The 22708-nt window shown below is 57.6% G+C and carries 21 protein-coding genes; 18 read left to right on the top strand and 3 right to left on the bottom strand.

Annotation, left to right across the window (positions count from 1 at the left end; genetic code table 11):
- The first annotated feature begins 1 nt into the window (after position 1).
- The 8 genes from FJV47_RS00440 (at position 2) to FJV47_RS00405 (ending at position 9006) form a co-directional block, all read left to right on the top strand.
- A complete protein-coding gene (locus FJV47_RS00440; protein ID WP_159609180.1) occupies positions 2-760 on the top strand; it encodes a YebC/PmpR family DNA-binding transcriptional regulator in 759 nt (252 codons plus the stop codon).
- Between the two features lie 3 nt (positions 761-763).
- Positions 764-1363, top strand: a complete 600-nt coding sequence (gene ruvC, locus FJV47_RS00435) for a crossover junction endodeoxyribonuclease RuvC (protein WP_159609179.1) — start codon at positions 764-766, stop codon at positions 1361-1363.
- 92 nt (positions 1364-1455) lie between these two features.
- Positions 1456-2073 carry a Holliday junction branch migration protein RuvA gene (gene ruvA / locus FJV47_RS00430; RefSeq protein ID WP_159609178.1) on the top strand — a complete coding sequence of 206 codons (618 nt, stop codon included), beginning with the start codon at positions 1456-1458 and terminating at the stop codon, positions 2071-2073.
- A gap of 24 nt (positions 2074-2097) precedes the next feature.
- A complete protein-coding gene (gene ruvB / locus FJV47_RS00425) occupies positions 2098-3147 on the top strand; it encodes a Holliday junction branch migration DNA helicase RuvB (protein WP_159609177.1) in 1050 nt (349 codons plus the stop codon).
- A 187-nt stretch (positions 3148-3334) separates the two neighbouring features.
- Positions 3335-3751, top strand: coding sequence for a preprotein translocase subunit YajC (yajC, locus tag FJV47_RS00420; protein ID WP_159609176.1), 417 nt, complete (start codon positions 3335-3337; stop codon positions 3749-3751).
- A 59-nt stretch (positions 3752-3810) separates the two neighbouring features.
- Positions 3811-5544, top strand: coding sequence for a protein translocase subunit SecD (gene secD, locus FJV47_RS00415; protein WP_159609175.1), 1734 nt, complete (start codon positions 3811-3813; stop codon positions 5542-5544).
- On the top strand, positions 5537-6505 hold the full coding sequence (gene secF / locus FJV47_RS00410) for a protein translocase subunit SecF (protein WP_159609174.1): 969 nt from the start codon (positions 5537-5539) through the stop codon (positions 6503-6505). The genes secD and secF overlap by 8 nt, the downstream gene beginning before the upstream one ends.
- Positions 6506-6738: 233 nt before the next feature.
- A complete protein-coding gene (locus FJV47_RS00405) occupies positions 6739-9006 on the top strand; it encodes a bifunctional (p)ppGpp synthetase/guanosine-3',5'-bis(diphosphate) 3'-pyrophosphohydrolase (protein WP_159609173.1) in 2268 nt (755 codons plus the stop codon).
- On the opposite strand, the gene FJV47_RS00400 is transcribed toward FJV47_RS00405, so the two are convergent.
- Together FJV47_RS00400 and FJV47_RS00395 are read right to left on the bottom strand one after the other, a co-directional pair.
- Positions 9003-9626: a hypothetical protein gene (locus FJV47_RS00400; RefSeq protein WP_159609172.1), complete on the bottom strand. Its 624-nt coding sequence runs from the start codon at positions 9624-9626 to the stop codon at positions 9003-9005. The two genes, FJV47_RS00405 and FJV47_RS00400, sit on opposite strands and share 4 nt — an antisense overlap.
- Before the next feature lie 60 nt (positions 9627-9686).
- On the bottom strand, positions 9687-11045 hold the full coding sequence (locus FJV47_RS00395) for a DUF349 domain-containing protein (protein WP_159609171.1): 1359 nt from the start codon (positions 11043-11045) through the stop codon (positions 9687-9689).
- A 142-nt stretch (positions 11046-11187) separates the two neighbouring features.
- Here FJV47_RS00395 and hisS point away from each other — a divergent pair, with 142 nt between their 5' ends.
- The 4 genes from hisS (at position 11188) to FJV47_RS00375 (ending at position 15993) form a co-directional block, all read left to right on the top strand.
- The gene (hisS, locus tag FJV47_RS00390) at positions 11188-12510 is read left to right on the top strand and encodes a histidine--tRNA ligase (protein WP_159609170.1); all 1323 of its coding nucleotides are present in this window, start codon (positions 11188-11190) and stop codon (positions 12508-12510) included.
- A gap of 91 nt (positions 12511-12601) precedes the next feature.
- Complete coding sequence (gene aspS / locus FJV47_RS00385; protein WP_159609169.1) at positions 12602-14404, top strand: aspartate--tRNA ligase; 1803 nt, start codon at positions 12602-12604, stop codon at positions 14402-14404.
- A 148-nt stretch (positions 14405-14552) separates the two neighbouring features.
- Complete coding sequence (locus tag FJV47_RS00380; protein WP_159609168.1) at positions 14553-15671, top strand: hypothetical protein; 1119 nt, start codon at positions 14553-14555, stop codon at positions 15669-15671.
- Positions 15664-15993, top strand: a complete 330-nt coding sequence (locus tag FJV47_RS00375) for a PadR family transcriptional regulator (protein WP_159609167.1) — start codon at positions 15664-15666, stop codon at positions 15991-15993. The genes FJV47_RS00380 and FJV47_RS00375 overlap by 8 nt, the downstream gene beginning before the upstream one ends.
- Here the strand turns inward: FJV47_RS00375 and dtd are convergent.
- Positions 15990-16427: a D-aminoacyl-tRNA deacylase gene (dtd, locus tag FJV47_RS00370; RefSeq protein ID WP_159609166.1), complete on the bottom strand. Its 438-nt coding sequence runs from the start codon at positions 16425-16427 to the stop codon at positions 15990-15992. The two genes, FJV47_RS00375 and dtd, sit on opposite strands and share 4 nt — an antisense overlap.
- Positions 16428-16508: 81 nt before the next feature.
- Between dtd and FJV47_RS00365 the strand changes: the two genes are divergently transcribed.
- From FJV47_RS00365 to ruvX, 6 genes are all read left to right on the top strand, one after another.
- Positions 16509-17915 (top strand): replication-associated recombination protein A, encoded by a 1407-nt coding sequence (locus tag FJV47_RS00365; protein WP_159609165.1) that lies wholly within the window; start codon positions 16509-16511, stop codon positions 17913-17915.
- A gap of 186 nt (positions 17916-18101) precedes the next feature.
- A complete protein-coding gene (gene rpsD, locus FJV47_RS00360) occupies positions 18102-18728 on the top strand; it encodes a 30S ribosomal protein S4 (protein WP_159610013.1) in 627 nt (208 codons plus the stop codon).
- A gap of 124 nt (positions 18729-18852) precedes the next feature.
- A complete protein-coding gene (locus tag FJV47_RS00355; protein ID WP_159609164.1) occupies positions 18853-19224 on the top strand; it encodes a DUF948 domain-containing protein in 372 nt (123 codons plus the stop codon).
- Positions 19225-19302: 78 nt separating this feature from the next.
- On the top strand, positions 19303-19512 hold the full coding sequence (locus tag FJV47_RS00350) for a hypothetical protein (protein WP_159609163.1): 210 nt from the start codon (positions 19303-19305) through the stop codon (positions 19510-19512).
- A 19-nt stretch (positions 19513-19531) separates the two neighbouring features.
- Positions 19532-22222, top strand: a complete 2691-nt coding sequence (gene alaS / locus FJV47_RS00345) for an alanine--tRNA ligase (RefSeq protein ID WP_159609162.1) — start codon at positions 19532-19534, stop codon at positions 22220-22222.
- Positions 22215-22688 (top strand): Holliday junction resolvase RuvX, encoded by a 474-nt coding sequence (gene ruvX / locus FJV47_RS00340; RefSeq protein ID WP_235026289.1) that lies wholly within the window; start codon positions 22215-22217, stop codon positions 22686-22688. Before alaS ends, ruvX begins: the two co-directional genes overlap by 8 nt.
- Positions 22689-22708: the final 20 nt, after the last annotated feature.

The raw sequence follows: 22708 nt of genomic DNA, 5'->3' as shown, positions 1-22708 counted from the left end.
CATGTCAGGCCACTCCAAATGGGCAACCACTAAGCACAAGAAGGCTGCGATCGACGCCAAACGCGCCAAAGCCTTCGCAAAATTCATTAAGGGCATTGAAGTCGCAGCCCGTGCCGGCGGTGCAGACCTCTCCGGTAACCCAGCGCTGGAACTTGCTGTTAGCAAGGCCAAAAAGAACTCCGTGCCAGTCAACAACATCGACCGCGCTATCAAGCGCGGTGCGGGCCTGACTGGTGAAGTCGTTGACTACACCGAAATCATTTACGAAGCACGTGGCCCACAGGGTTCGGCGTTGTTGGTCGAATGTCTGACCGACAATAAGAACCGTGCAGCTTCCGAGGTTCGCGTTGGCATCACCCGCAACGGTGGCACCGTTGCTGACCCAGGCTCGGTGGCTTACCTGTTCAACCGCCAAGGTGTCGTTCGCCTTCCAAAGGGTGAGCTGACCGAGGACGATCTGCTCATGACCGTCCTGGACGCTGGTGCTGACGAGATCTTGGACGAAGACGAGAACTTCGCCATCGTTTGTGACCCTTCGGACCTGCGTGCAGTTGCCGCAGCGCTCGACGAGGCAGAAATTGCCTACGAGTCCGACGAAATGGAATTCCTTCCTTCAATGAAGGTGGACCTGGACGTTGATGGTGCGCGTAAGTTCCTCAAGCTCTACGATGCTCTCGAAGAACTTGACGATGTGCAGAATGTATACACCAACGCTGATCTGTCCGACGAGGTTCGCGCCGCGCTGGACGAAGAGCAGTAAGACTTGTCCCTTCGCGTTGTCGGCGTCGACCCCGGACTGACCCGCTGTGGTCTGGCCGTGGTCGACGTTGCTGCAAATAGGCAAGTGTCACTGATCGATGTGACAGTCGCCGGCACGCCGCCGGGAACTCCGTTGGACGCGCGTTTGCTGAAGATCGCCAACGCTATTGATGCCTGGCTTGATCTTCACAAGCCCGATGTTCTGGCATTGGAACGCGTTTTTGCCTCGGCCAACGTGTCTACGGTGATCGGCACCGCCCAGGTGACCGGCGTAGTCATTACCGCCGCTGCCCGCAGGGGAATACCGGTCGCTCTGCATACACCGACGGAAGTCAAAGCCGCGGTGACTGGTTCCGGTCAGGCCACCAAGGCCGCCATCGGCAAGATGGTAGCTAAAATTTGTCGACTGGAGGAAGCTCCAAAACCTGCCGACGCGGCTGACGCTGTGGCCTTGGCTATCGCGCATGGTTGGCGAGGTGCTGCTTCCGGATCTAATGCATCGGCCTCCGCCGCCGGAGCCACCGGTTCCTCTCAACTCACCGGAGCTCAACAAGCTTGGATTGCTGCTGAGGCCTCAGCCAAGCGAAGAACCGTTCGCCGGTAGCAACGGCGACCCACCGGTGTGCTGCGCACATCGCTATTCGTAGGTATCTTCGATAAGCTTAGTTCGATCGAATATATATCCCAAGGAGTGGCATGATCAGCTCATTGACCGGCACCGTTCAAGCGGTGGCACTGAATACCGCGGTAATTGATGTTAACGGCTTCGGCATGCTGATCAACGCCACCCCGGGAACATTGGCAACCTTGCATGTCGGCCGTGATGCGACCGTGTTCACTTCGATGGTGGTTCGCGAAGATTCTATGACCCTCTTTGGGTTTGCCGGCGCCGAGGAACGCGATGTTTTTGAGGTTCTGATCTCTGTCTCCGGCATCGGCCCGCGAACCGGTTTAGCCATTCTTGCGGTGCATAGCGCTGAAGAAGTGCGTATTGCCGCCAACACCAAGGACACCGCCGCGTTTACCAAGGTTTCAGGCATTGGCCCCAAGGGCGCCAGCCGCATCGTGCTGGAGCTAAACGGCAAGCTAGTCCCAACTGGCGCTCCCGTATCCACCCCTGCTGGCGCGGGAACTGCAAGTGTTTGGGAGCCCCAGGTCATTGAAGCGCTCACCGGTTTGGGTTGGAGTGAGAAGGATGCCACGAGCACCCTTAAGTCGCTGTCTAAGGCGGAGCCAGAGATCGTTTCGGGCGGTAACGTTGCCGATATTCTGCGGGCTGCCTTGCGTAGTATGTCCAGCGGAACCCGACCCTAACCCGCGTTCGAGAGGACCAGCATCATGAGTGACTCCACTGGACTGACCAATGCGGGCAGTGAGCCCGAAGAGCGCGTCCTAGAGGCCGCGTTACGTCCACGCAATCTTGACGATTTTGTGGGCCAGGCCCGAGTGCGCCAACAACTTTCACTAGTACTCGAAGCGGCAAAGATTCGCGAACGCACCGCAGATCACGTTTTGCTCTCGGGACCTCCAGGACTGGGAAAGACCACACTGTCGATGATCATTGCCGCCGAGATGAATGCTCCACTGCGCATCTCATCGGGCCCAGCTATTCAGCATGCTGGAGACCTCGCTGCGATTCTTTCCTCATTGACTGAAGGTGAAGTTCTGTTCTTGGACGAAATCCACCGCATGTCTCGTCCTGCAGAGGAAATGCTCTACATGGCCATGGAGGATTTCCGGGTGGACATCGTCGTTGGCAAGGGTGCTGGAGCCACCGCGATCCCACTGGAACTACCACCATTCACTTTGGTGGGGGCAACTACTCGCGCAGGGTTGCTTCCAGGGCCGCTTCGCGATCGTTTCGGATTTACCGGTCATCTAGAGTTTTACGCAGTCAAAGAACTTGAACTAGTGCTGCGCCGTTCTGCAATGATGCTGGATCTCAGCGTCACCTCACTAGCATTCACCGAAATCGCAGGCCGTTCACGAGGCACCCCTCGTATTGCCAACCGTCTGTTGCGTCGAGTCCGTGACTGGGCGCTGGTTCACAAGCTCGAAGAGATCGACCACAAAGCTGCGGCCGCTGCGCTGGACATGTACGAGGTAGATGCGCGCGGGTTGGATCGTCTGGACCGAGGCGTGCTTGAAGCACTGTGCACTAAATTTGGTGGGGGACCGGTGGGGCTTTCCACCCTAGCCATTGCCGTAGGCGAAGAAACCGAAACAGTCGAGACCGTCGCCGAACCATATTTGGTGCGCGAAGGATTAATGGGTCGTACCCCGCGTGGAAGGATCGCGATGCCCGGAGCATGGGAGCATCTGGGACTGAAAATGCCTAAGGACGCGATCTTTGCCAGCGCACAAAGCTATGAATCCGATGAGGATTAGGCAAGTAACGCTTCACTGCTCGCGTAAATGGTTCGACCCTAGACCGTGACCGATTAGACTAAAGACGCCTGACCTATACCCGTTTGCGGGTACGGTGGGGCGTCTTTGCTGTTATCGCTCGCACCCGAGCGCCGCAGCATCCCAGATCTTTTGATTAAAACGCAACGAATCGTTAGCAGGTAAATACGTGAATTCCCCCGTGATCGCCCAGGCCGCTGGTGGCGGCTTCAGCCCATCACTCATCCTGATGGTCGCACTGTTCGCAGTGCTGATCTTCATGATGTTCCGTGGCCGCAAGAAGCAGGCTGCGCAGCAGGAGAAGCTGAAGACCAACACCGTTCCTGGCGCTAAGGTCATGACCAATTCGGGCATCTTCGGCACCATCGTGGGCGTTGACGCAGAGGATCGCGTTCAGGTCGAGGTCGCCAACGGCGTAGTGCTGACCTTGCACCGCCAGGCAATTTCCACTTTCTTGGATAACGAACCAGCTGCGGCTGCTGCGCCTGTTGCAGAGCGCACTGAAGCAACCAACGATGTCGCTGAAACCCCTGAAGAGTCCCTGCGTCGCCTTAACGACGAGGGCAAGGACGAACGCAACTCCTAAGTCCAGGGTTGTCAGCGGTGGCGCGAACGTACGGCCACCAAAACTAGAAAGCACAGTAGATGTCATCAATCAGACCAGTGAAGCAGGCGCGCAAGGCGTTGCTGTGGTTACTGATCGTCTTCATCATCGCAACCGGCGTGCTGGTGGCTGGTGCGACGACAGGTAAAACCGCGTGGGGGCCAAAGTTAGCCCTTGACCTTGAAGGCGGCACCGAGATGATCCTGGCCCCTAGGGTTCAGGGCAATCAGACGATCAACCAGGAACAGCTGGATCAGGCGGTGTCGATTATTCGACAACGTGTCAACGGCAACGGTGTTACCGAAGCTGAAGTCACCACCCAGTCCGGTCGCAACGTGGTTGTTTCCATGCCAGGCATCCCTGATCAGGCCACACGTGACCTGATTCAGGCTTCAGCAGCAATGGAGTTCCGTCCGGTACTCGTATCTGGCAGTTACGAAGCGACTCCGAAGGACCAGCGCACTGCCAAAGCTGATCTGCCTAATCCAAAGGACGAGCCAAAGAATGGTTCGGACACCAGTTGGGTGACCGCGGATCTGTATAAGCAGTTCGAAGCGTACGACTGCAAAACTGAGTTGGCGAAGGACAGCGGAGAAGAAGCTGACCCTAAGAAGCCGATGATTTCTTGCGATGCCGGTACGCAGTCGAAGTACATCTTGGGCCCGCAGGAAATCCCCGGCGACCAGATTTCTGACGCTTATGCTCAAATGGCTCGCGGTACCAATGGTTCGGTGACCGGCGAATGGGTTGTTGTCATTGAGTTCAACCAGCAGGGCACCAAGACTTTCGCCGACACCACTCAGCGACTGGTCGCGCTTCAGGGCGCTCAGAACCAGTTTGCGATCGTGCTTGACGGCGAAACTATTTCGGCTCCAACCACCAATGCGGTAATTTCCGATGGGCGACCTCAGATCTCCGGTGGCTTCACCCAGGAGTCTTCACAAGCGCTAGCCGAACAGCTGAAGTACGGCGCGCTGCCGATCAGCTTCGACATCCAGTCCGAACGTCAGGTCTCGGCTACCCTCGGTGCAGACCAGCTTCAAGCAGGTTTGATCGCTGGCGTTATCGGTCTGGTTCTGGTGTTCATCTACTCGCTGTTCCAGTACCGTGCGCTGGGTCTGGTAACCATCGCATCCCTGTTGGTCTCGGGCGTCCTGACCTACTTGGCCCTGGTGCTACTTGGTTGGGGAATGAACTACCGACTGTCCTTGGCCGGTGTTGCTGGTCTGATTGTGGCTATCGGTTTGATCGCTGACTCGTTCATCGTCTACTTCGAACGCGTTCGAGATGAGCTGCGTGAGGGCCGTCCGCTGGCTAGCGCCGTGGAGATCGGCTGGGGCCGCGCAAAGCGCACCATTTTGGCTTCGAAGGCCGTGAACCTTCTTGCTGCAGTTGTGCTGTATATCGTGGCCGTGGGTAACGTGCGAGGCTTCGCCTTTACGCTGGGCCTAACCGCGATCATTGACCTTGTCGTGGTCTACGGTCTGACCCACCCAACGTTGGTACTGCTTGCACGCACCCGCTTCTTTGCCGACGGTCACCGACTCTCAGGCTTGGATCCTTCGTTGCTCGGTGTTGAACCGTTGTACAAGGGTGCCGGTCAGATCCGTCAGTTCGGCGCCAACGCTGAAGCCAACCGTGGCAAGAAGAACGCCAAGGCCTCTGGTGAAGCAGCCAAGCGCATGACCATTGCTGAGCGTCGTCGCGCAGAAGCACTGAAGTCTTCGGAGCCTGGCAAGGCGCAGTCCAAGGCGCAGGAGGAGAACAATGAATAAGCTAGTGACGTGGGGTAACGAGCTCTACACCGGCAAACGTTCCTACCCGTTCACCTCCAAGCACCGTCTGTGGTTCGCCATCGCCGGCGCATTGGTGATTCTTTCGATCCTGGTACCCGTGGTTAAGGGTGGATTCAATCTAGGTATCGATTTCCGTGGTGGTTCCGAGTTCACTGTCTCGAATGTGCAGAGTACTGACATCAAGATCGGTGAAAACGCAGTTACCTCGGTGGCCTCAGGTTCTGAAGCTACGGTCACCAACATTGCGCAGAACACCATGCGCGTTCAGACCGAACGCTTGAGCGATGATCAGACTCTAGAAATCGCCACCAAGCTCGCTGAAGGCTACGACGTTCAGCCAAAGGAAGTGACCAGTAACTTCATCGGTCCTACCTGGGGTCAGGACGTATCCCGCCAAGCCCTGGTCGGTCTTGTAGCCTTCGTGGTGCTGGTCGGGTTGCTGATGGCTGTCTACTTCCGCACCTGGAAGATGTCATTGGCCGCAATCGTCGGACTGTTCGTGGTGATCATCGTAACCGCTGGAATCTACTCGCTCACCGGTTTTGAGATCACGCCAAGTGCGATCATTGGATTCTTGACGATTCTGAGCTACTCGCTCTATGACACGGTGGTGGTCTTCGACAAGGTTCGAGAGAATACGAAGAATTTCACCAAGCAAACGCGTAGAAGCTTCGAGCAGCTGGTGAACCTGGCTGTGAACCAGACCCTGGTTCGCTCGATCAACACCTCGGTTGTTGCTGTTCTGCCAGTCGCTGCAATTTTGTTCATCGGCTCCTACCTGTTGGGTGCCGGTACGCTCAAGGACCTTTCACTGGCCTTGTTCGTCGGTATTATCATTTCGGCGCTCTCCACATTGTTCGTGCAGGCACCGCTGTATCAATGGCTGCGTCGCAACGATGACGATGTTGTTGAACATACAAAGAAGTTCGCTCAGGACTAGTCTAGAACTATGCAAAGAGGCACTTCCAGCGCATGCTGGGAGTGCCTCTTTGCCATTACGTGAAGCGGTGTAATTAGTTGTCACCGGCCGAACGTGCTATAACAAATGAACCAAACAAGGTGTTTTTAAGTGCAAGGTTGTAGAGGTGTCTATGACCGGAAACTACCACCACGTAACTTCTGGCTGTCTCACAGTAGTCAGCGGACATGGTGGCAATGGGGAAGGAGCGGGGCATGGCTAATACGCCTAACCTGAACAATTCGAAACGACGCTCAATTTCCCGTCTAGTGCGCTTCGCCGGGCGCGGAAATACACCGGGTACCTCGCCAACGCTTGAACCGTTATTGCGCACGGTGAAATCCAAGCATCCCCGGGCAGACCTGGATCTCTTGGTACACGCCTATGAAGTGGCCGAAAAATACCACGAAGGTCAAAAGCGTAAGAGCGGCGACCCTTATATCACCCACCCGGTGGCCGTAGCGACCATTCTCGCGGAGATGGGAATGACCGGCGCAATACTTGCTGCGGCCCTATTGCACGACACCGTAGAAGACACCGAGTATTCACTCGAATCAGTCAAAAAAGAATTCTCCGAAGAAATCGCCATGCTCGTTGATGGCGTGACCAAGCTGGACAAAGTCACCTACGGTGATGCAGCTCCGGCCGAAACCGTTCGCAAAATGGTCGTTGCGATGTCACGCGACATCCGAGTGCTGCTGATCAAACTCGCCGACCGTCTGCACAACGCTCGAACCTGGCGTTACGTCTCCCAAGAATCCTCGTCGCGAAAAGCCAAAGAGACCTTAGAGATCTTCGCTCCGCTGGCGCACCGCCTTGGTATGAACACCGTGAAGTGGGAATTGGAAGATCTCTCTTTCGCTGCGCTACATCCCAAGGTGTATCAAGAGATCGTGCGTATGGTGGGGGATCGCACCCCGGAACGCGAAAAATATTTGGCTTCCATCCGCCAGACACTCAACGGCGACTTGGGCAATGTAGCAATTCACGCGTCTGTTTCCGGCCGTCCTAAGCACTACTACTCGATCTATCAGAAGATGATCGTTCGCGGTAAAGACTTTGACGACATCCATGACTTGATGGGTGTCCGCATTCTTGTTGACACCGTTAAAGATTGTTATGGCGCGCTGGGTGTGGTCCACGCACAATGGAATCCTCTGCCAAACCGCTTCAAAGACTACATCGCGATTCCGAAGCTGAACCTCTACCAGTCGCTACACACTACAGTGATGGGTCCCGAAGGTAAGCCGGTTGAAATACAGATCCGTACCCACGATATGCACGTGCGTGCAGAATATGGTGTGGCTGCGCATTTCCAGTACAAGCATGGTCAAACTGCCAACTCGATGCTTTCTCCAGAGCAAAACATGGACTGGTTGCGCTCCTTGATGGAGTGGCAGGCGGACACGACTGACTCCGAAGAGTTCCTCGATGGCCTGCGCTACACCATTAGCTCCGCCGAAGTTTACGTCTACACCCCTAAGGGAGACATCATGTCTCTTCCTGTGGGAGCGACCCCGGTAGACTTCGCGTACTCCATACACACCGACGTTGGCCACCGAACCATAGGTAGCCGCGTCAACGGCAAGCTCGTGCCGTTACACACCGAGTTGAAACAAGGCGACGTAGTCGAGGTCTTCACTTCGAAGGCCGAGAGCGCTGGGCCGTCCCAGGACTGGCAGAACTTTGTTAAGTCTCCTCGCGCCAAAGCGAAAATTCGTGGTTACTTCTCCAAGGAACGCAGAGAAGAAGCCATCGAAAAGGGCAAGGAGCTGCTGACCAAGGAGCTTCGTCGAAACCATCTGCCGCTGCAGAAGTTGATGACCCATGATTTGCTCACGACCGTTGCCAACGAACTTCACCACACGGACATTTCTGCTCTGTATCAGTCCGTAGGTGATGGGCATACGAGCGCTCAGAACGTCATTGAACATCTGACGGCCCTCATTGGCCCTCCAGAGGCCGAACAAGTCGATGAGGAAGTAGTTGTTCGACCGAACGCTCCAAGTGCGACAACGGGCAATGACGCCGGCGTGATTGTCGAAGGCGTTGGCGACGTACTTGTTAAGCTGGCTCGTTGCTGTACTCCTGTCCCACCGGATGAAATTCAAGGTTTCGTCACCCGTGGTACGGGTGTCTCTGTTCACCGCACTGACTGTCTTAATCTCGTACAGCTTTCGACCCAGCCAGACCGTCTAGTTAACGTTTCATGGGCCGCGAAACATCACGGAGTTTTCCTCGTGGAGATCCAGGTAGAGGCCTTGGACCGAAAGTCGTTGCTCTCTGATGTCACGCGCATTCTTTCCGAGAGCCATCTGAACATCTTGTCGGCGTCGGTACAGACTAGTAAGGATCGTGTGGCGCTGTCCCGTTTCTCCTTTGAAATGGGTGACCCTAAGTTCCTGAACCACGTATTGAACCAAGTCCGTCGCATTGACGGAGTGTACGACGTCTACCGTACGACGGCGGGCTCACGACGTTAGGCTGCTTGGGCGATATCGGTAAAGGATTCGACCAGACGTAGGGCGCGCGAGCGTTCTGCGGATGGTTCGCACCTTACAAGGGCCTGCGTAATCGACTCATAGTTCAGATACGGGTCGTGCAGGCTGATAGCGTTAGTCAAAACCCGGGTAGCGACCGGAAGCGGGTCATATTGCGCACAATCGCAGACGCTGCGTAGCGCAGATGTCACCTTCACCCTGCTGCGAAAAACCATCTGCGTGTCGGGCACTCTGGTTTGCATGAATTCGGCAGTCAACCCGAAAGCTGGCTGGAATGGTCGATGGTAGCTGCGGGTGTAGATGCATAGCGTGTAGACCTCTGGCAGCAAACCGTGGATCCAGGCCGCGGTTTGTCGCGCTAGTACTGCACCGGAATTCAGTTCCCGGCCACAAGCAAAAGCTGCGATACGTGCCCTGAGCGAAGGCGTGATCTGAAATTTGTGGGGCAAAAAGCAATCGCCCAGAACTTCACGTAGTAAGCCGTTGGAGGCCATAGCGTAAAGCTCGTTACGGCTAAACATTTGGCCGGCGATCCAAAGATCTTCGGGAATGCGCAACGCGACGGCGCCTGACTCGGTAGCCTGGTAATTTCTAGATTCCATGTAGCTACTGAACCAGTAAGCGCCGTCGCGTTGACGGTGTACTGACGATCTGTGGATTACTTACTGAAAATCGGCAGCCGACTTCTCTAGAGTGTTCAACCACATGCGGCGAGCATCAAGAGCCTCTTGAGCCTTCTCGATCTGCTTCGCATTTCCCTTAGCCTGAGCTGCAGCCAGGTCATCTTCCAATGCAGAGATGGTGTCCTGGAGCTGGGAGAGCATCGAATTGGAGCGCGCCTTGGTCTCCGGGTTGGAACGGCGCCACTGCTCATCTTCAGCACCCTTGACCGCATCTTCAACCTGACGCAGAGCCGATTCAACACGCTGCAGGTCGTTGCGCGGAACTTTGCCGGCAGCTTCCCAACGATCGCGGATCTTCTCTAGCTTGGTCTTGGCGGTGGCCAGATCCTTGATAGGCAACAAGGCGCGTGCTTCTTCAAGCAGGGCTTCCTTGACCACCAGGTTCGCAGAGTATTCAGCGTCAATCTTAGCGTTGGCCTCTGAACGAGCCTGGAAGAAAACATCCTGAGCCGCGCGGAAGCGACCCCAAAGCTGGTCATCGTCCTTACGCGAAGCACGACGTGACTTCTTCCACTCATCCATGAGCTTGCGGTACTCGGCAGCGGTGGCGGCCCAGTCCGTGGAGCTCTGCAGAGCCTCTGCGCGAGCGATCAGCTCTTCCTTGACGGCCTTTGCGGACGCGTTGGTGGAGTCAAGCTGCGAGAAGTACGCGCGACGGTGACGATCAAAGACGGTGCGTGCAGCGCGGAATCGCTTCCACAACGCATCTTCGGTAGCCCGTGGCAAACGAACCGAGGAACGCTGGGAAGCTTTCCACTGCTCGAACAATTCGTTCATGGACGCCGAAGCGGTCTTCCACTGAATCTGCTCCGGACGCTTTTCGGCCATGGCCTCGGCCTGCTCCACGATCGCTTCGCGAATCGCCTGCTGTTCTGCGCGCGCTGCATCATGCGCCTTGCGCTGTTCATTGTTCAAGCTCTCAACGGCAACACGAACGTTTTCAAGACGGGTTTCCAGTGCAGGAATGTCGCCAACCATGTGGCGCTCTGCGACGGTCGCCGAGAGGGTGGAGACAGCCTTGCTCAACTCTCCGGCCGGGGCCTTGGCCACGACACGCTGCTCCAAGAGCATGAGCTGAGAGATCGCATCGTCATATTTGCGCACAAAGTAGCCCAAGGCTTCTTCCTGCGTAGCGTCGGGATACTGACCCACTGGGAATTCTTCACCGTCGATGATGACAAAGACGTGGCCGTCCTCGGTGACGCGGGCAAATTTAGCCGCTTCATCAAGGGGAGTGGTGTGTGCGACGCTAGGCGCTACGACCGGCTTTGCGGCAGGCTTCTGAGCCTGTGGCAATGGGGTCTTCTGGCTGTCGTCGGATTGCTGACTGGTGGTCACCGCTGAAACTCTTTCACTGTACGAGCACTTGCTTTAGCCAACTCTACCTGTGACCTCCGTTTCTTAGTAAGCCGACGTGCACAGGTTTCTTGCAAAACAGGCTTAAGATGTATTGGTAGCCCAATTTGCACTAAGGAGTTTCATGGCACGCAAGGCCTCACTATCAGGTTTCCCGGAATGGCTTCCAGCTGAACGGGCTGTTGAACAGCACGTGCTGGACACCTTGCGTCATGTCTTTGAATTGCATGGTTTCGCCAATATCGAAACCCGCGCCGTGGAAACACGTGCACAGCTTCTTCGCAAGGGCGAAATTGATAAGGAAGTCTACGGTCTGTCCCGTCTGGCTGCCGAAGATGACAAGAACGATCCCAATGCCCTAGCCCTGCACTTTGACCTCACCGTGCCTTTTGCGCGCTACGTAGTGGAAAACGCTGGACACCTGGCCTTCCCATTCCGTCGATACCAGATGCAGAAGGTTTGGCGTGGCGAACGCCCGCAGGATGGTCGCTTCCGCGAATTCACCCAGGCCGATATTGACGTTGTTGGCGATGGTAGCTTGCCATTTAGCTACGATGTGGAACTCGCGCTAACCATTGCCGATGCACTCTCTGCCTTGCCTATCGGCGACTTCCGCTTGCGCGTGAACAACCGCAAACTAGCAGAAGGCTTCTACCGCGGGCTCGGTCTGGAAGATCCAGATGCTGTTTTGCGCGCCATCGACAAGCTGGAAAAGATCGGCGATGAAGCAGTCGCCAAGATCCTGGTGGAGGAAGTTGGCGCAACGCGCGAACAAGCCGACGCCGCTCTGGCACTGGCAAAGATCCGCACCCTAGATACCTCATTTGTTGACGAGGTCCGCGCACTGGGTGTCTCCCACGAACTGCTCGATACTGGTCTCGACGAGCTATCTCAGGTGATCGACGCTGCTTCCAAGCGTGCCCCGGGCAAGGTCATGGCCGATCTGTCCATCGCCCGTGGACTGGATTACTACACCGGCACGGTCTATGAAACCGTGTTGGTTGGTCACGAATCATTGGGTTCGATCTGTTCCGGTGGTCGCTACGAATCACTGGCCTCAAAGGGTAAAAAGAATTACCCAGGCGTTGGCCTTTCCATCGGTGTTACCCGTCTGATCTCGCGCATCTTGGCTGAAGAGGTTGTCACCGCCAGCCGCTCGGTTCCCTCGGTGGTATATGTCACCTTGGCCAACGAGGATTCATGGCACGAAGCTCAGGATGTCGCCTCCCAGCTGCGCGAGCGCGGCATTGCCTGCGAGGTGGCAGCCAGTGCAGAGAAGTTTGGCAAGCAGATCAAATTTGCCGATCGTCGCGGGATTCCTTTCGTCTGGTTCACCCAGAATGATGGCACCAACGAGGTCAAGGACATTCGTTCCGGCGAGCAGGTCACCGCTGACCCAAGTACTTGGGCCCCCGCAGCCGAAGACCTGAAAATCGCCATCAGTTAATACCTAGGGCTTTTTCGCCCGCACCGGCACCTTCTCAAGGTGCACTAAAGTTCATGGGGAGAAACTTTCCCACCCGACCGAAAGGATCGTAGTGCTACGCACTCATCAGCTGGGCGTCTTGAACGCTGAGCACATTGGACAGCAGGTTACCCTCACCGGCTGGGTCGCACGTCGCCGTGACCACGGTGGTGTCGCCTTCTTGGATCTGCGTGATGCCTCGGGCGTAGCCCAGGTTGTGGTACGTGATGAAGAGGACTTCCACCCGCTGCGCAATGAGTTCGTGCTGCAGATCGTCGGCACCGTCGAGCGTCGTCCAGAAGGCAACGAGAACCCGAACCTGCCTACCGGGCAGATCGAAGTTATCGCTGACACCGTCACCGTGCTGAACACCGCGGCCCCTTTGCCTTTCCAAGTTGACGAGCACGTTGAGGTTGGCGAAGAGGCGCGTCTGCGCCACCGCTACCTGGACCTGCGTCGTCCCACACCGGCCCGCAATATCCGTCTGCGCTCCGAGGCCAACCGCATCGCCCGCAACCTTTTGCACGATCAGGGCTACATCGAGATCGAGACCCCAACGCTGACCCGTTCCACCCCCGAAGGTGCCCGCGACTTCGTCGTGCCGGCGCGCCTGACCCCAGGTTCGTGGTACGCACTTCCACAGTCCCCACAGCTGTTCAAGCAGCTGCTGCAGGTTGGCGGCTTTGAGAAGTACTACCAGATCGCTCGCTGCTACCGCGATGAGGACTTCCGCGCGGACCGCCAGCCAGAGTTCACCCAGCTGGATATCGAAGCTTCATTCGTTGAAGAAGATGACATCATCGAGCTTGGCGAGAAGCTGGTTTCTGAGCTGTGGAGCCTGATCGACGTACAGGTCCCGACCCCAATCCGCCGCATGGCGTACTCGGAGGCCATGGCCAAGTACGGTTCGGACAAGCCAGATCTGCGCTTCGGCCTGGAACTGACCGAAATGACCGAGTACTTCGCGAACACCTCCTTCAAGGTCTTCCAGTCCGAGTACGTTGGCGCTGTGGTCATGCCTGGCGGTGCGTCCCAGCCACGTCGTACCCTGGATGCTTGGCAGGAATTTGCTAAGCAGCGCGGTGCCAAGGGCTTGGCTTACGTACTGATTAAGGAAGATGGCGAGCTGGCTGGTCCAGTGGCTAAGAACCTTTCAGACGAAGAAAAGGCCGGTCTGGCTGCTGCTACCGGCGCAGCTGCCGGCGACTGCATCTTCTTCTCCGCTGGCAAGAAGAACGAGTCCCGCGCACTGCTCGGTTCGGTCCGTGTTGAAATCGGTCACCGCACCGGTTTGATCAAGGAAGGCGACTGGGCTTTCGTCTGGATCGTCGATGCACCGATGTTCGAAGCCGCTTCGGACGCTGTCGCCTCGGGCGACGTGGCCGTGGGCGCTGGAGCTTGGACCGCTGTGCACCACGCGTTCACCAGCCCTAAGCCAGAGTTCATGGACACCTTTGACACCGATCCAGCATCGGCCCTGTCCTACGCCTACGACATCGTCTGCAACGGTAATGAAATTGGTGGCGGTTCGATCCGTATCCACCAGCGCGAAGTTCAGGAACGTGTCTTCAAGCTCATGGGTGTCACCCAAGAGCAGGCAGATACTCAGTTCGGCTTCCTGCTTGAAGGCTTCAAGTACGGTGCCCCACCACATGGCGGCATCGCACTGGGCTGGGACCGCGTTCTGCAGTTGCTGACCAACTCAGAGTCCATCCGCGACGTTATCGCCTTCCCGAAGACCGGTGGCGGATTCGATCCACTGACCGCGGCTCCTGCACCAATTACCCCGCAGCAGCGTAAGGAAGCTGGCATCGACTTCAAGCCTGAAAAGAAGAAGGTCGAAGAGACCGAGAAGGCTGAAGCAGAAGCCAAGTAAGCTTCGGAAAGTCTAAGAAGCCGGAGGCAACGCAGTTATGCGTTGCCTCCGGCTTCTTTTTGCATCAGATGAGCCAAAAAGTAGATTAAAGCTGGTTTTAATACTAGGTTAGTTTTCAACCTAGTTATCTTGATCCTAGGAGAGCCCTGTGGCCTCGGCAGAACCCAATGACATCATCGAGCTCTACCCTGATGGCGACCGCAAATGGGCGCAGGACTTCAATATCGCCATGTGGTGGAAGGACCTGAACGATTCCCAGTGCGCTGCAGAACTGAGCACAGCACTGGAGACCATCCACGACAGCGGTCAAAGCGCAGAAGAACTCTTTGGCGATGCCACTGAATTCGGCGAAGGTCGGGCTTATGCGCGTCTGACCCCGCAGCAGCTCGCCGATTCGGAGATGCCGATCAACAGCAGCGTACTGCTCCTGAGCGGCTTCGGGCTCGTTGTTGGCCTGCTCTGCGCTGGTTTTGGCACGTTGATCGGATTTCGCGACGGATGGACCTCGAACTCGTGGCATTTCTGGCAGCTGGCAGCCCTGAGTGCAGGCACGGGAATCGCCTTATCCGGGCACCTGTGGTGGTTCTACCGGTTGAAAGGTAAATTTGCGCGATCATGGGTGCTGGGATTCTCCGGAATCGCTGTTTCCATCGCCGCGGCCGTACTGATCGCGGTACTCGGCGGCGAGGAGGCCATGCCGCTGCCTAACTGGCTGGCACCAGTCCTGGGCGTGGCGCTTGGTATCGGCGTATTTTGGCTGCCATGGAATGAAGAGCCTGCGACAGTACGCGGTGATGCCTATGCTTTCACGGATCCGGAAGCATGGTTTGCCGAAACCACCCGATTGCTGCGCGGGCGCTACGGAATGCGCAGCAGGGAAGCGGCGTCCGCTCTGGAACCCGCCCGCGAGCACTGGTCAAATATGAGCAAGGACGACGGAGGGGCCAGCATTACGCAAGAGTTCGGCACGCCAGGTGAATTCGCCATCGGCCTGTCAGTGAACACCGGCACAGCGCTGAAACGGCGCTGGTTGCTGCGTCGCATGCTGCCGCTAGTCTCCGTATGTCTCTTCAGCTTCAGCACCGTGCCGGAGGTAATCGCCCCGGACCGGAGCGGATGGGATATCTTCTTCGCAGTATGTCTTCTGATTTTTGCAGCGGTGACCCTCTACGAGTTGCGCCCCGTAAACCGCGCAGAATATGTGGAATCCAAGCTTGCCGAAAGGCGCGCCCAGGCTCGCGGGCTAGAAGATGGCAGGGATGAGTAAGCAAGCGCCAATCCCGGGAAGCTGGCAGCGCGCGATGCTACCTTTGCTCCTGCTCGCAGAACTCTCCGACGGCCAGGCCCACGGCTACGCGCTGTCCAAATCACTACAAGAACGCGGGTTCGGGCCGATCAAGGGAGCCACGCTTTACCCCGCGTTGGCTAAGCTCGAAGCCGCCGGCCTCGTGAAAACCCGGTGGCAAGACGGCCAGGGCGGGCCTGGTCGGAAGGTCTATGAACTAGCCGCCGCTGGTCGAGCCGAATTGGCCGGCCAGCGTGATAGCTTCGCCAAGCTAGCCGCACTCGTACAATCCACCGGGAACTAGGCCAGATCCGCAGAATCAACGATCACCGTGAACGGGCCGTTATTCACCAGCGACACGTCCATCATCGCGCCAAAGCGTCCGGTCTCGACATGGGCACCGAGCTCGCGCAAGTACGCCACGAAGTATTCATACAATGGCTCGCTCACCGGACCGGGCGCAGCATCAGACCACGAAGGCCGGCGCCCTTTGCGCACCGAACCGTACAAAGTGAACTGGCTGATCACCAGCAGCGGTGCGTTATTACCCGCCGCGGAGGTCTCTTCGTCCATAATGCGCAGGTGCCAGATCTTCTCAGCAACTTTGCGAGCGGTTCTTTGATCGTCATCGTGAGTCACGCCGAGCAAGATCACCAAGCCTGGGGAGTCCAACTGCCCGACAACCTCCCCTTCAACTTCAACATGGGCGGTGCTAGCAACCTGAACAACGGCGCGCATGCGCAAAATCCTCTCGGTAGATTGGTGCAGTCACCGAGACTCGGTTCCGCATACCTTCCAGAATATCGGTAGGCTGGAGCGGTGAGCGATTTGTTCGATTCCCTGTCTGAAGATCCGCAAGATGAGCGTGCCTCCCAAGTCAAACGGCCGCGCCCGCCTCTTGCGGTGCGCATGCGCCCACGCTCGCTCGAGGAACTCGTTGGCCAGCAGCACCTATTGGGCCCCGGCTCTCCGTTGCGCCAGCTGGCAGAGAATCCCGAAACTGGCCTTGCCGGCCCGGCCAGTGTGATCTTGTACGGCCCTCCGGGGATCGGCAAGACTACCATCGCTCACGTGATTGCCCGGGCGACCAATCGCAAGTTCGTTGAACTTTCCGCGATTACCGCAGGTGTCAAGGATGTCCGCCGCGTCATTGAACAGGCTAAGGACGACCGCGATCTGCGCGGGGTTACCACCGTCTTGTTCCTCGACGAGATCCACCGCTTCAACAAGGCCCAGCAGGATGCCTTGCTGCCCGGCGTGGAAAACCGTGTAGTAGTCCTGGTTGCAGCTACCACGGAAAACCCTTCCTTTTCGGTAATCTCTCCGCTACTTTCGCGCTCACTGCTGCTCACCCTGCGCCCACTCACCGATGCTGACCTCGCGGATCTGTTGCAGCGTGCGATTCAAGACGAACGCGGTTTTGACGGGCAGGTCCAACTTGATGACGAGCAGCGCGACGCCATCATTCGCCTGGCCCAGGGCGATGCCCGTCGTTCCTTGACTGTGCTTGAAGCTGCAGGAGCCGTCGCGTGGAATGCCGCCGGCAAGGATGTGCAACCGCCGGTAGCGATCACCCAAGAGCACGTCCAATTGGCTATGGATCAAGCCGTCCAGCGTTACGACAAAGATGGCGATCAGCACTACGACATCATCTCCGCGTTCATCAAGTCCATCCGCGGTTCGGACGTAGACGCTGCGCTGCACTACCTCGCACGCATGCTATCGGCAGGGGAGGACCCGCGATTTATCGCCCGACGCCTGATGATCTCGGCCTCTGAAGATATTGGTATGGCCGACCCCACCGCTCTGCCTTTAGCGGTCGCCGCGGCCCAGTCGGTGCAGCTGACCGGAATGCCAGAAGCTCGCATCATGCTAGGCCACGCCACCGTGCATTTGGCGACCGCGCCCAAATCAAATGCTGCGTACAACGCCACCAACGCTGCCTTGGCCGATGTGTCCGAGGGCAAGGGTTCACTGGTGCCGGATCATTTGCGCGACTCCCACTATCCCGGAGCCAAACAGCTTGGCCACGGGGTCGGCTATATTTACTCCCACGACGCGCCGCACTCAATTGCCACTCAGCAGTATTTGCCCGATGATTTGGTCGGCACCAACTACTACACGCCCACCGAAAACGGTGCGGAAAAAACCATTGGTGCACGGCTGGCAAGGCTGCGCGAAATCATCCGAGGCAAAGATCCGATTCGAGCTCAACGAAAGCGTTAAATGTGCGCTACACCTCAGCATTTCGTGCTGCAGGTTCGTGTAGACTTGATCTTTGGCTGGCAAGCCCTACCCGGAATCTGAGAAATCAGCGACTGGGACAAGGTTGCAGTGTAGCAGGGACGCGACGCCCACACACTCTCCATCCTGGAGGCCAGTAGATACCGTCGCTGAACGAAAGAGGGACACATTATGGCTAACGCCCGTGCCCGCCGCACCGTACGCCTTTCGCGTGCGCTCGGCCTTGCATTGACCCCTAAAGCTGAAAAGTACATGGAGCGCCGTCCATACGGTCCAGGCCAGCATGGCCGCGCCCGTAAGAAGCAGGACAGCGACTACGCAGTACGTCTGCGCGAAAAGCAGCGTCTGCGTGCCCAGTACGGCATCCGCGAAGTTCAGATGCTGAACGCATTCAAGGAAGCAAAGCGCCTCGGCGGCCAGACCGGTGACAACCTGTTGGCACTGCTCGAGTCCCGCTTGGATGCCTTGGTTCTGCGTGCAGGCTTCGCCCGCACCATCCAGCAGGCTCGCCAGCTGGTTGTGCACCGCCACATCCTGGTCAACGGCCAGCGTGTAGACCGTCCGTCCTTCAAGGTACAGCCGGGTCAGCTGATCCACGTACACGAGAAGAGCGAGAAGATGGTTCCATTCCAGATGGCCGCAGCAGGCGAGCACGCAAAGGTGCTCCCAGCTGTTCCTGGCTACCTGGACGTAAAGCTGGAAGCCCTTCAGGCTACCTACCTGCGCGCTCCTGAGCGTGCAGAGATCCCAGTGACCTGCGAAGAGAACCTCGTGGTCGAGTACTACGCACGCTAAATCCGTGCGCTAGTTCCAAGCCCGCAACCGTTTTCGGTTGCGGGCTTGTCGCTTAACTACCTTTTGGAGCTCAGACTTCGATAAGGTGGACTGGCACCAAAAACCCAAGCAGAAAAGGAAGCACATGTCGGGTTCGGATATTGCAGGGCTTATCGCCGCCGGCGCATTTGTAGTACTAGTTGTGCTGCTGGCAGTGCCGATCATCAAGTTGGGCAAGGTGTTTGATGAGCTACGCACGACCATCAAGGACGTGGCCGATGGAACCACCCCGTTGCTCGGCGAAGTCGCCAATACGGTGGCGACCACCAACGACCAGCTCAAAAAGGTCGACACCATCACCAACAACGTTTCTGACACCAGTGCCAATGTTTCCGCGCTGTCCTCGCTCGTAGCTGCCACCGTAGGTAAGCCACTGATCAAGGTCGCCGCATTCACCGAAGGTGTAAAGGCCGCGATGAACACTAAGCCAAGTGGCAAGGCGCGTCGCAGCCGCTAATTACGATGCTGTTCGATCGAACACGTATCGGCGCGCGTACAGACAGTCGGCCACCTCTCGGCCGCCAAGGAGACTAGAATGAAAAAGCTCTTGTGGGTTTCTATTGGTGTGGGCGTAGGTATGCTCGCCACCAAGAAATACGCTGAAGTAAAATCCGGGGCAGCGCTCAATCGCCAGGTCAGCAAATATACTGACCGCGTCGCGGATTATCTGGAAGCCTTCCATCAAGGAATGAGCTCCCGCGAAGAAGAATTACGTTCCGCCTTGGGCGTGGACGCCGCTAAGTGAAGGGATCATCCGTAACACGATGAAAACGCAGGAAATTGCCCGTCGGTGGGTCGACTTTTTCGTCTCGAAGGGCCACACCGCGGTGCCCAGCGCCTCGCTGGTATCAGCTGACCCTTCACTTTTGTTCACTGTGGCCGGCATGGTTCCTTTCATTCCGTACCTCACCGCCCGCGAAGAAGCCCCGTACAACCGTGCGACTTCGGTGCAGAAGTGCATCCGTACCGGTGACATCGAAGAAGTAGGTAAGACCGTACGTCACGGCACCTTCTTCCAGATGTGCGGTAACTTCTCCTTCGGTGACTACTTCAAAAAGGACGCCATTCACTTCGCTTGGGAACTGCTCACCAGCTCCATCGAAGACGGCGGCTACGGCCTGGATAAGGAACGCCTCTGGGTCACCGTTTATGAAGACGGCGACGAGAAGGACGTTGAAGCACGTCGCATCTGGGAAGAAGAGATCGGCATTCCAGCCGAGCGTGTAGTGGGCACCGGCAAGGAAGATAACTACTGGAACACCGGCCAGCCCGGCCCCGGCGGTCCTTGCTCCGAAATCTATTACGATCGCGGCCCCCAGTACGGTCAAGAAGGCGGCCCAGCTGTCGACGAGACCCGCTACATCGAAATCTGGAACCTCGTGTTCATGCAGTACCGCCTCTCGGCAGTACGCTCCAAGACCGACTTCGACGTGGCCGGCGAACTGCCAAAGCGCAATATCGACACCGGCTTGGGTCTAGAGCGTCTAGCAATGATCCTGCAGGGCGTGGAGAACATGTACGAGACCGACCAGGTCCGTCCGGTGCTCGACAAGGCCGCAGAACTTGCCGGCGTTACCTACACCTCCACCGAAGATCCAACCGATCCCAACCACGCCACCGATGTGCGCCTGCGCATGATCGCCGATCACATCCGCTCCTCGCTGATGCTAATCTCCGATCAGGTCACCCCGGGCAACGAAGGCCGTGGCTACGTGCTGCGTCGCCTCATCCGTCGTGCGGTACGCGCCATGCGCCTGATGGGCGTGGACACCGAAGTACTCCCAGAATTACTTCCGGTCTCCCGCGACGCAATGAAAGGCGTGTACCCAGAGGTTGAGAACGACTTCGAGCGAATCGCTCGCATCGCTTACGCCGAGGAACGTGCCTTCCGCCGCACCATCGCTTCGGGCACTACCCGCCTTGACGAAGCCCTGGGTCACGCCAAGGAAGAGGGCAAGAACCTCTCCGGTGACGATGCATTCACCCTGCACGACACTTACGGTTTCCCGATCGACCTCACCTTGGAGATCGCAGCCGAAGCAGGCCTGAGCGTTGACGAGTCGCGCTTCCGCGAACTGATGAACGAACAGCGCACTCGCGCGCAGAAGGATGCCAAGGCTAAGAAGGCTGGCCACGCCGACCTGTCGGTGTACAGCCAGCTCGCCGAGGCAGGCAATGTTCACTTCACCGGTTACGACACCCTTGAGGGAGAATCCTCAATCCGTGGCATTATCCGCGACGGACAGGTGGTTCCCTACGCAGAGCAGGGTCAAGAAATCGACCTGGTGTTGAACGAAACCCCGTTCTACGCTGAGTCCGGTGGTCAGGCTGGCGACAGTGGCCTGATCACTGGCGACGGTTTTGTTCTGGAGGTCACCGATGTGCAGGCTCCGGTCAAGGGCCTGAACGTTCACAAGGTGATCGTACGCGAAGGTGAACTTCCCGCCGAGGCACTGGTTCGTACCCAGGTTGATGCGGTGCGTCGTCGCTCAGGCGAACAGGCGCACTCCGCTACCCACCTGGTGCACGCCGCGCTGCGCGAGCTACTTGGCCCAACGGCCACCCAGGCTGGTTCCTTCAATAAGGCCGGCTACCTGCGCTTCGACTTCTCCTGGGCTGAGGCACTTTCGGCGGCCGCCCGTAGCGAAGTTGAAGAAGCGGTCAACCTGGCGATCACTTCCAACTACCAGGTTCTGACCAACGAGATGTCTTTGGCTGAAGCCAAGAAGCTCGGTGCGATGAGCCTGTTCGGTGAGAAGTACTCCAACGACGTTCGCGTGGTTGAGATGAATGGTGCCTGGTCCCGCGAATTGTGCGGTGGTACCCACGTGGATAACACCGCTCGCATCGGTCAGCTCACCCTGCTCTCCGAGGCATCTGTGGGTTCAGGTAACCGCCGTGTGGAGGCCCTGGTCGGCATGGAAGCCTTCCGCCACGGTGCCGCTGAGCGCGCCTTGGTCTCCGAGCTTTCTGGCCTCTTCCGTGTGCCTTCAAACCAGGTTTCGGAGCGTGTGAACGATACCGTAGCCAAGCTGAAGGCCGCTGAGAAGCAGATCGCTGAGCTTAAGAGCCAGGCAATGTTGGCCCAGTCGGCAGCTTTGCTGGAAAAGGTTGTCACCATTGGTTCGACCCGCCTGCTAGCCCACAACGCCGGTGCGATCGATTCGGCCGATGCCCTGCGTACCATGGCTTTGGATCTGCGCGGCAAGTTGGGTGCTGAAGCTGCGGTGATCGTACTGATCGGCGAGTCCAACTCTCGACCACTGGTTCTTGCAGTGACCAATGACGAGGCCCGCGCCAACGGCTTTAAGGCTGGCGCCTTGGTCCGTACAGCAACCGGCGTACTCGGCGGCGGTGGCGGTGGCAAGGACGACATGGCTCAGGGTGGCGGCCAGGACGCTTCAAAGATCGATGAAGCGCTTGAGGCTATCCGGGCGGCTTTGGCCAATGGCTAATGTCGCACTCGGCGTCGACGTGGGCCTAGCCCGCGTCGGCGTCGCCGCATCTGACCCTTCGGGCATCTTGGCAACCCCAGTGATGACCCTTCGTCGAGATGTGAAGAAAAACTCAGATCGCCGGATGCTCTTGCGCATCATCGCCGATCGAGAGGTCACCGAAGTGTTCATTGGTGAACCAAAATCCTTGGCTGGAAACAGCACGGACTCCACCAAAATGGCACGTGACTACGCGATTGCTTTGGCAGAAGAAGCGTCAGAGGCTAATATCGAGCTGGCGGTTTTTCTTGTTGACGAGCGCTTAAGCACGGTTAATGCGCACCGCGCACTACATGCTTCGGGTCGTAAGATGGAGGACCATCGAAAGGTTGTCGATCAGGTCGCAGCCACCGAAATCCTGCAGCAGGTGCTGGAAATGCGCCGGAACAACGTCCGCGTGCAGGCCAGCCGGATCGTACTGAAGTAAACCTAGTAACCCTAGGTGAT

The organism is Glutamicibacter sp. JC586 (genome assembly GCF_009805585.1).
Classification (GTDB): domain Bacteria; phylum Actinomycetota; class Actinomycetes; order Actinomycetales; family Micrococcaceae; genus Glutamicibacter.
The sequence above is the reverse complement of the archived record's forward strand: the minus strand, read 5'-3'. Positions and strand labels throughout refer to the sequence as shown.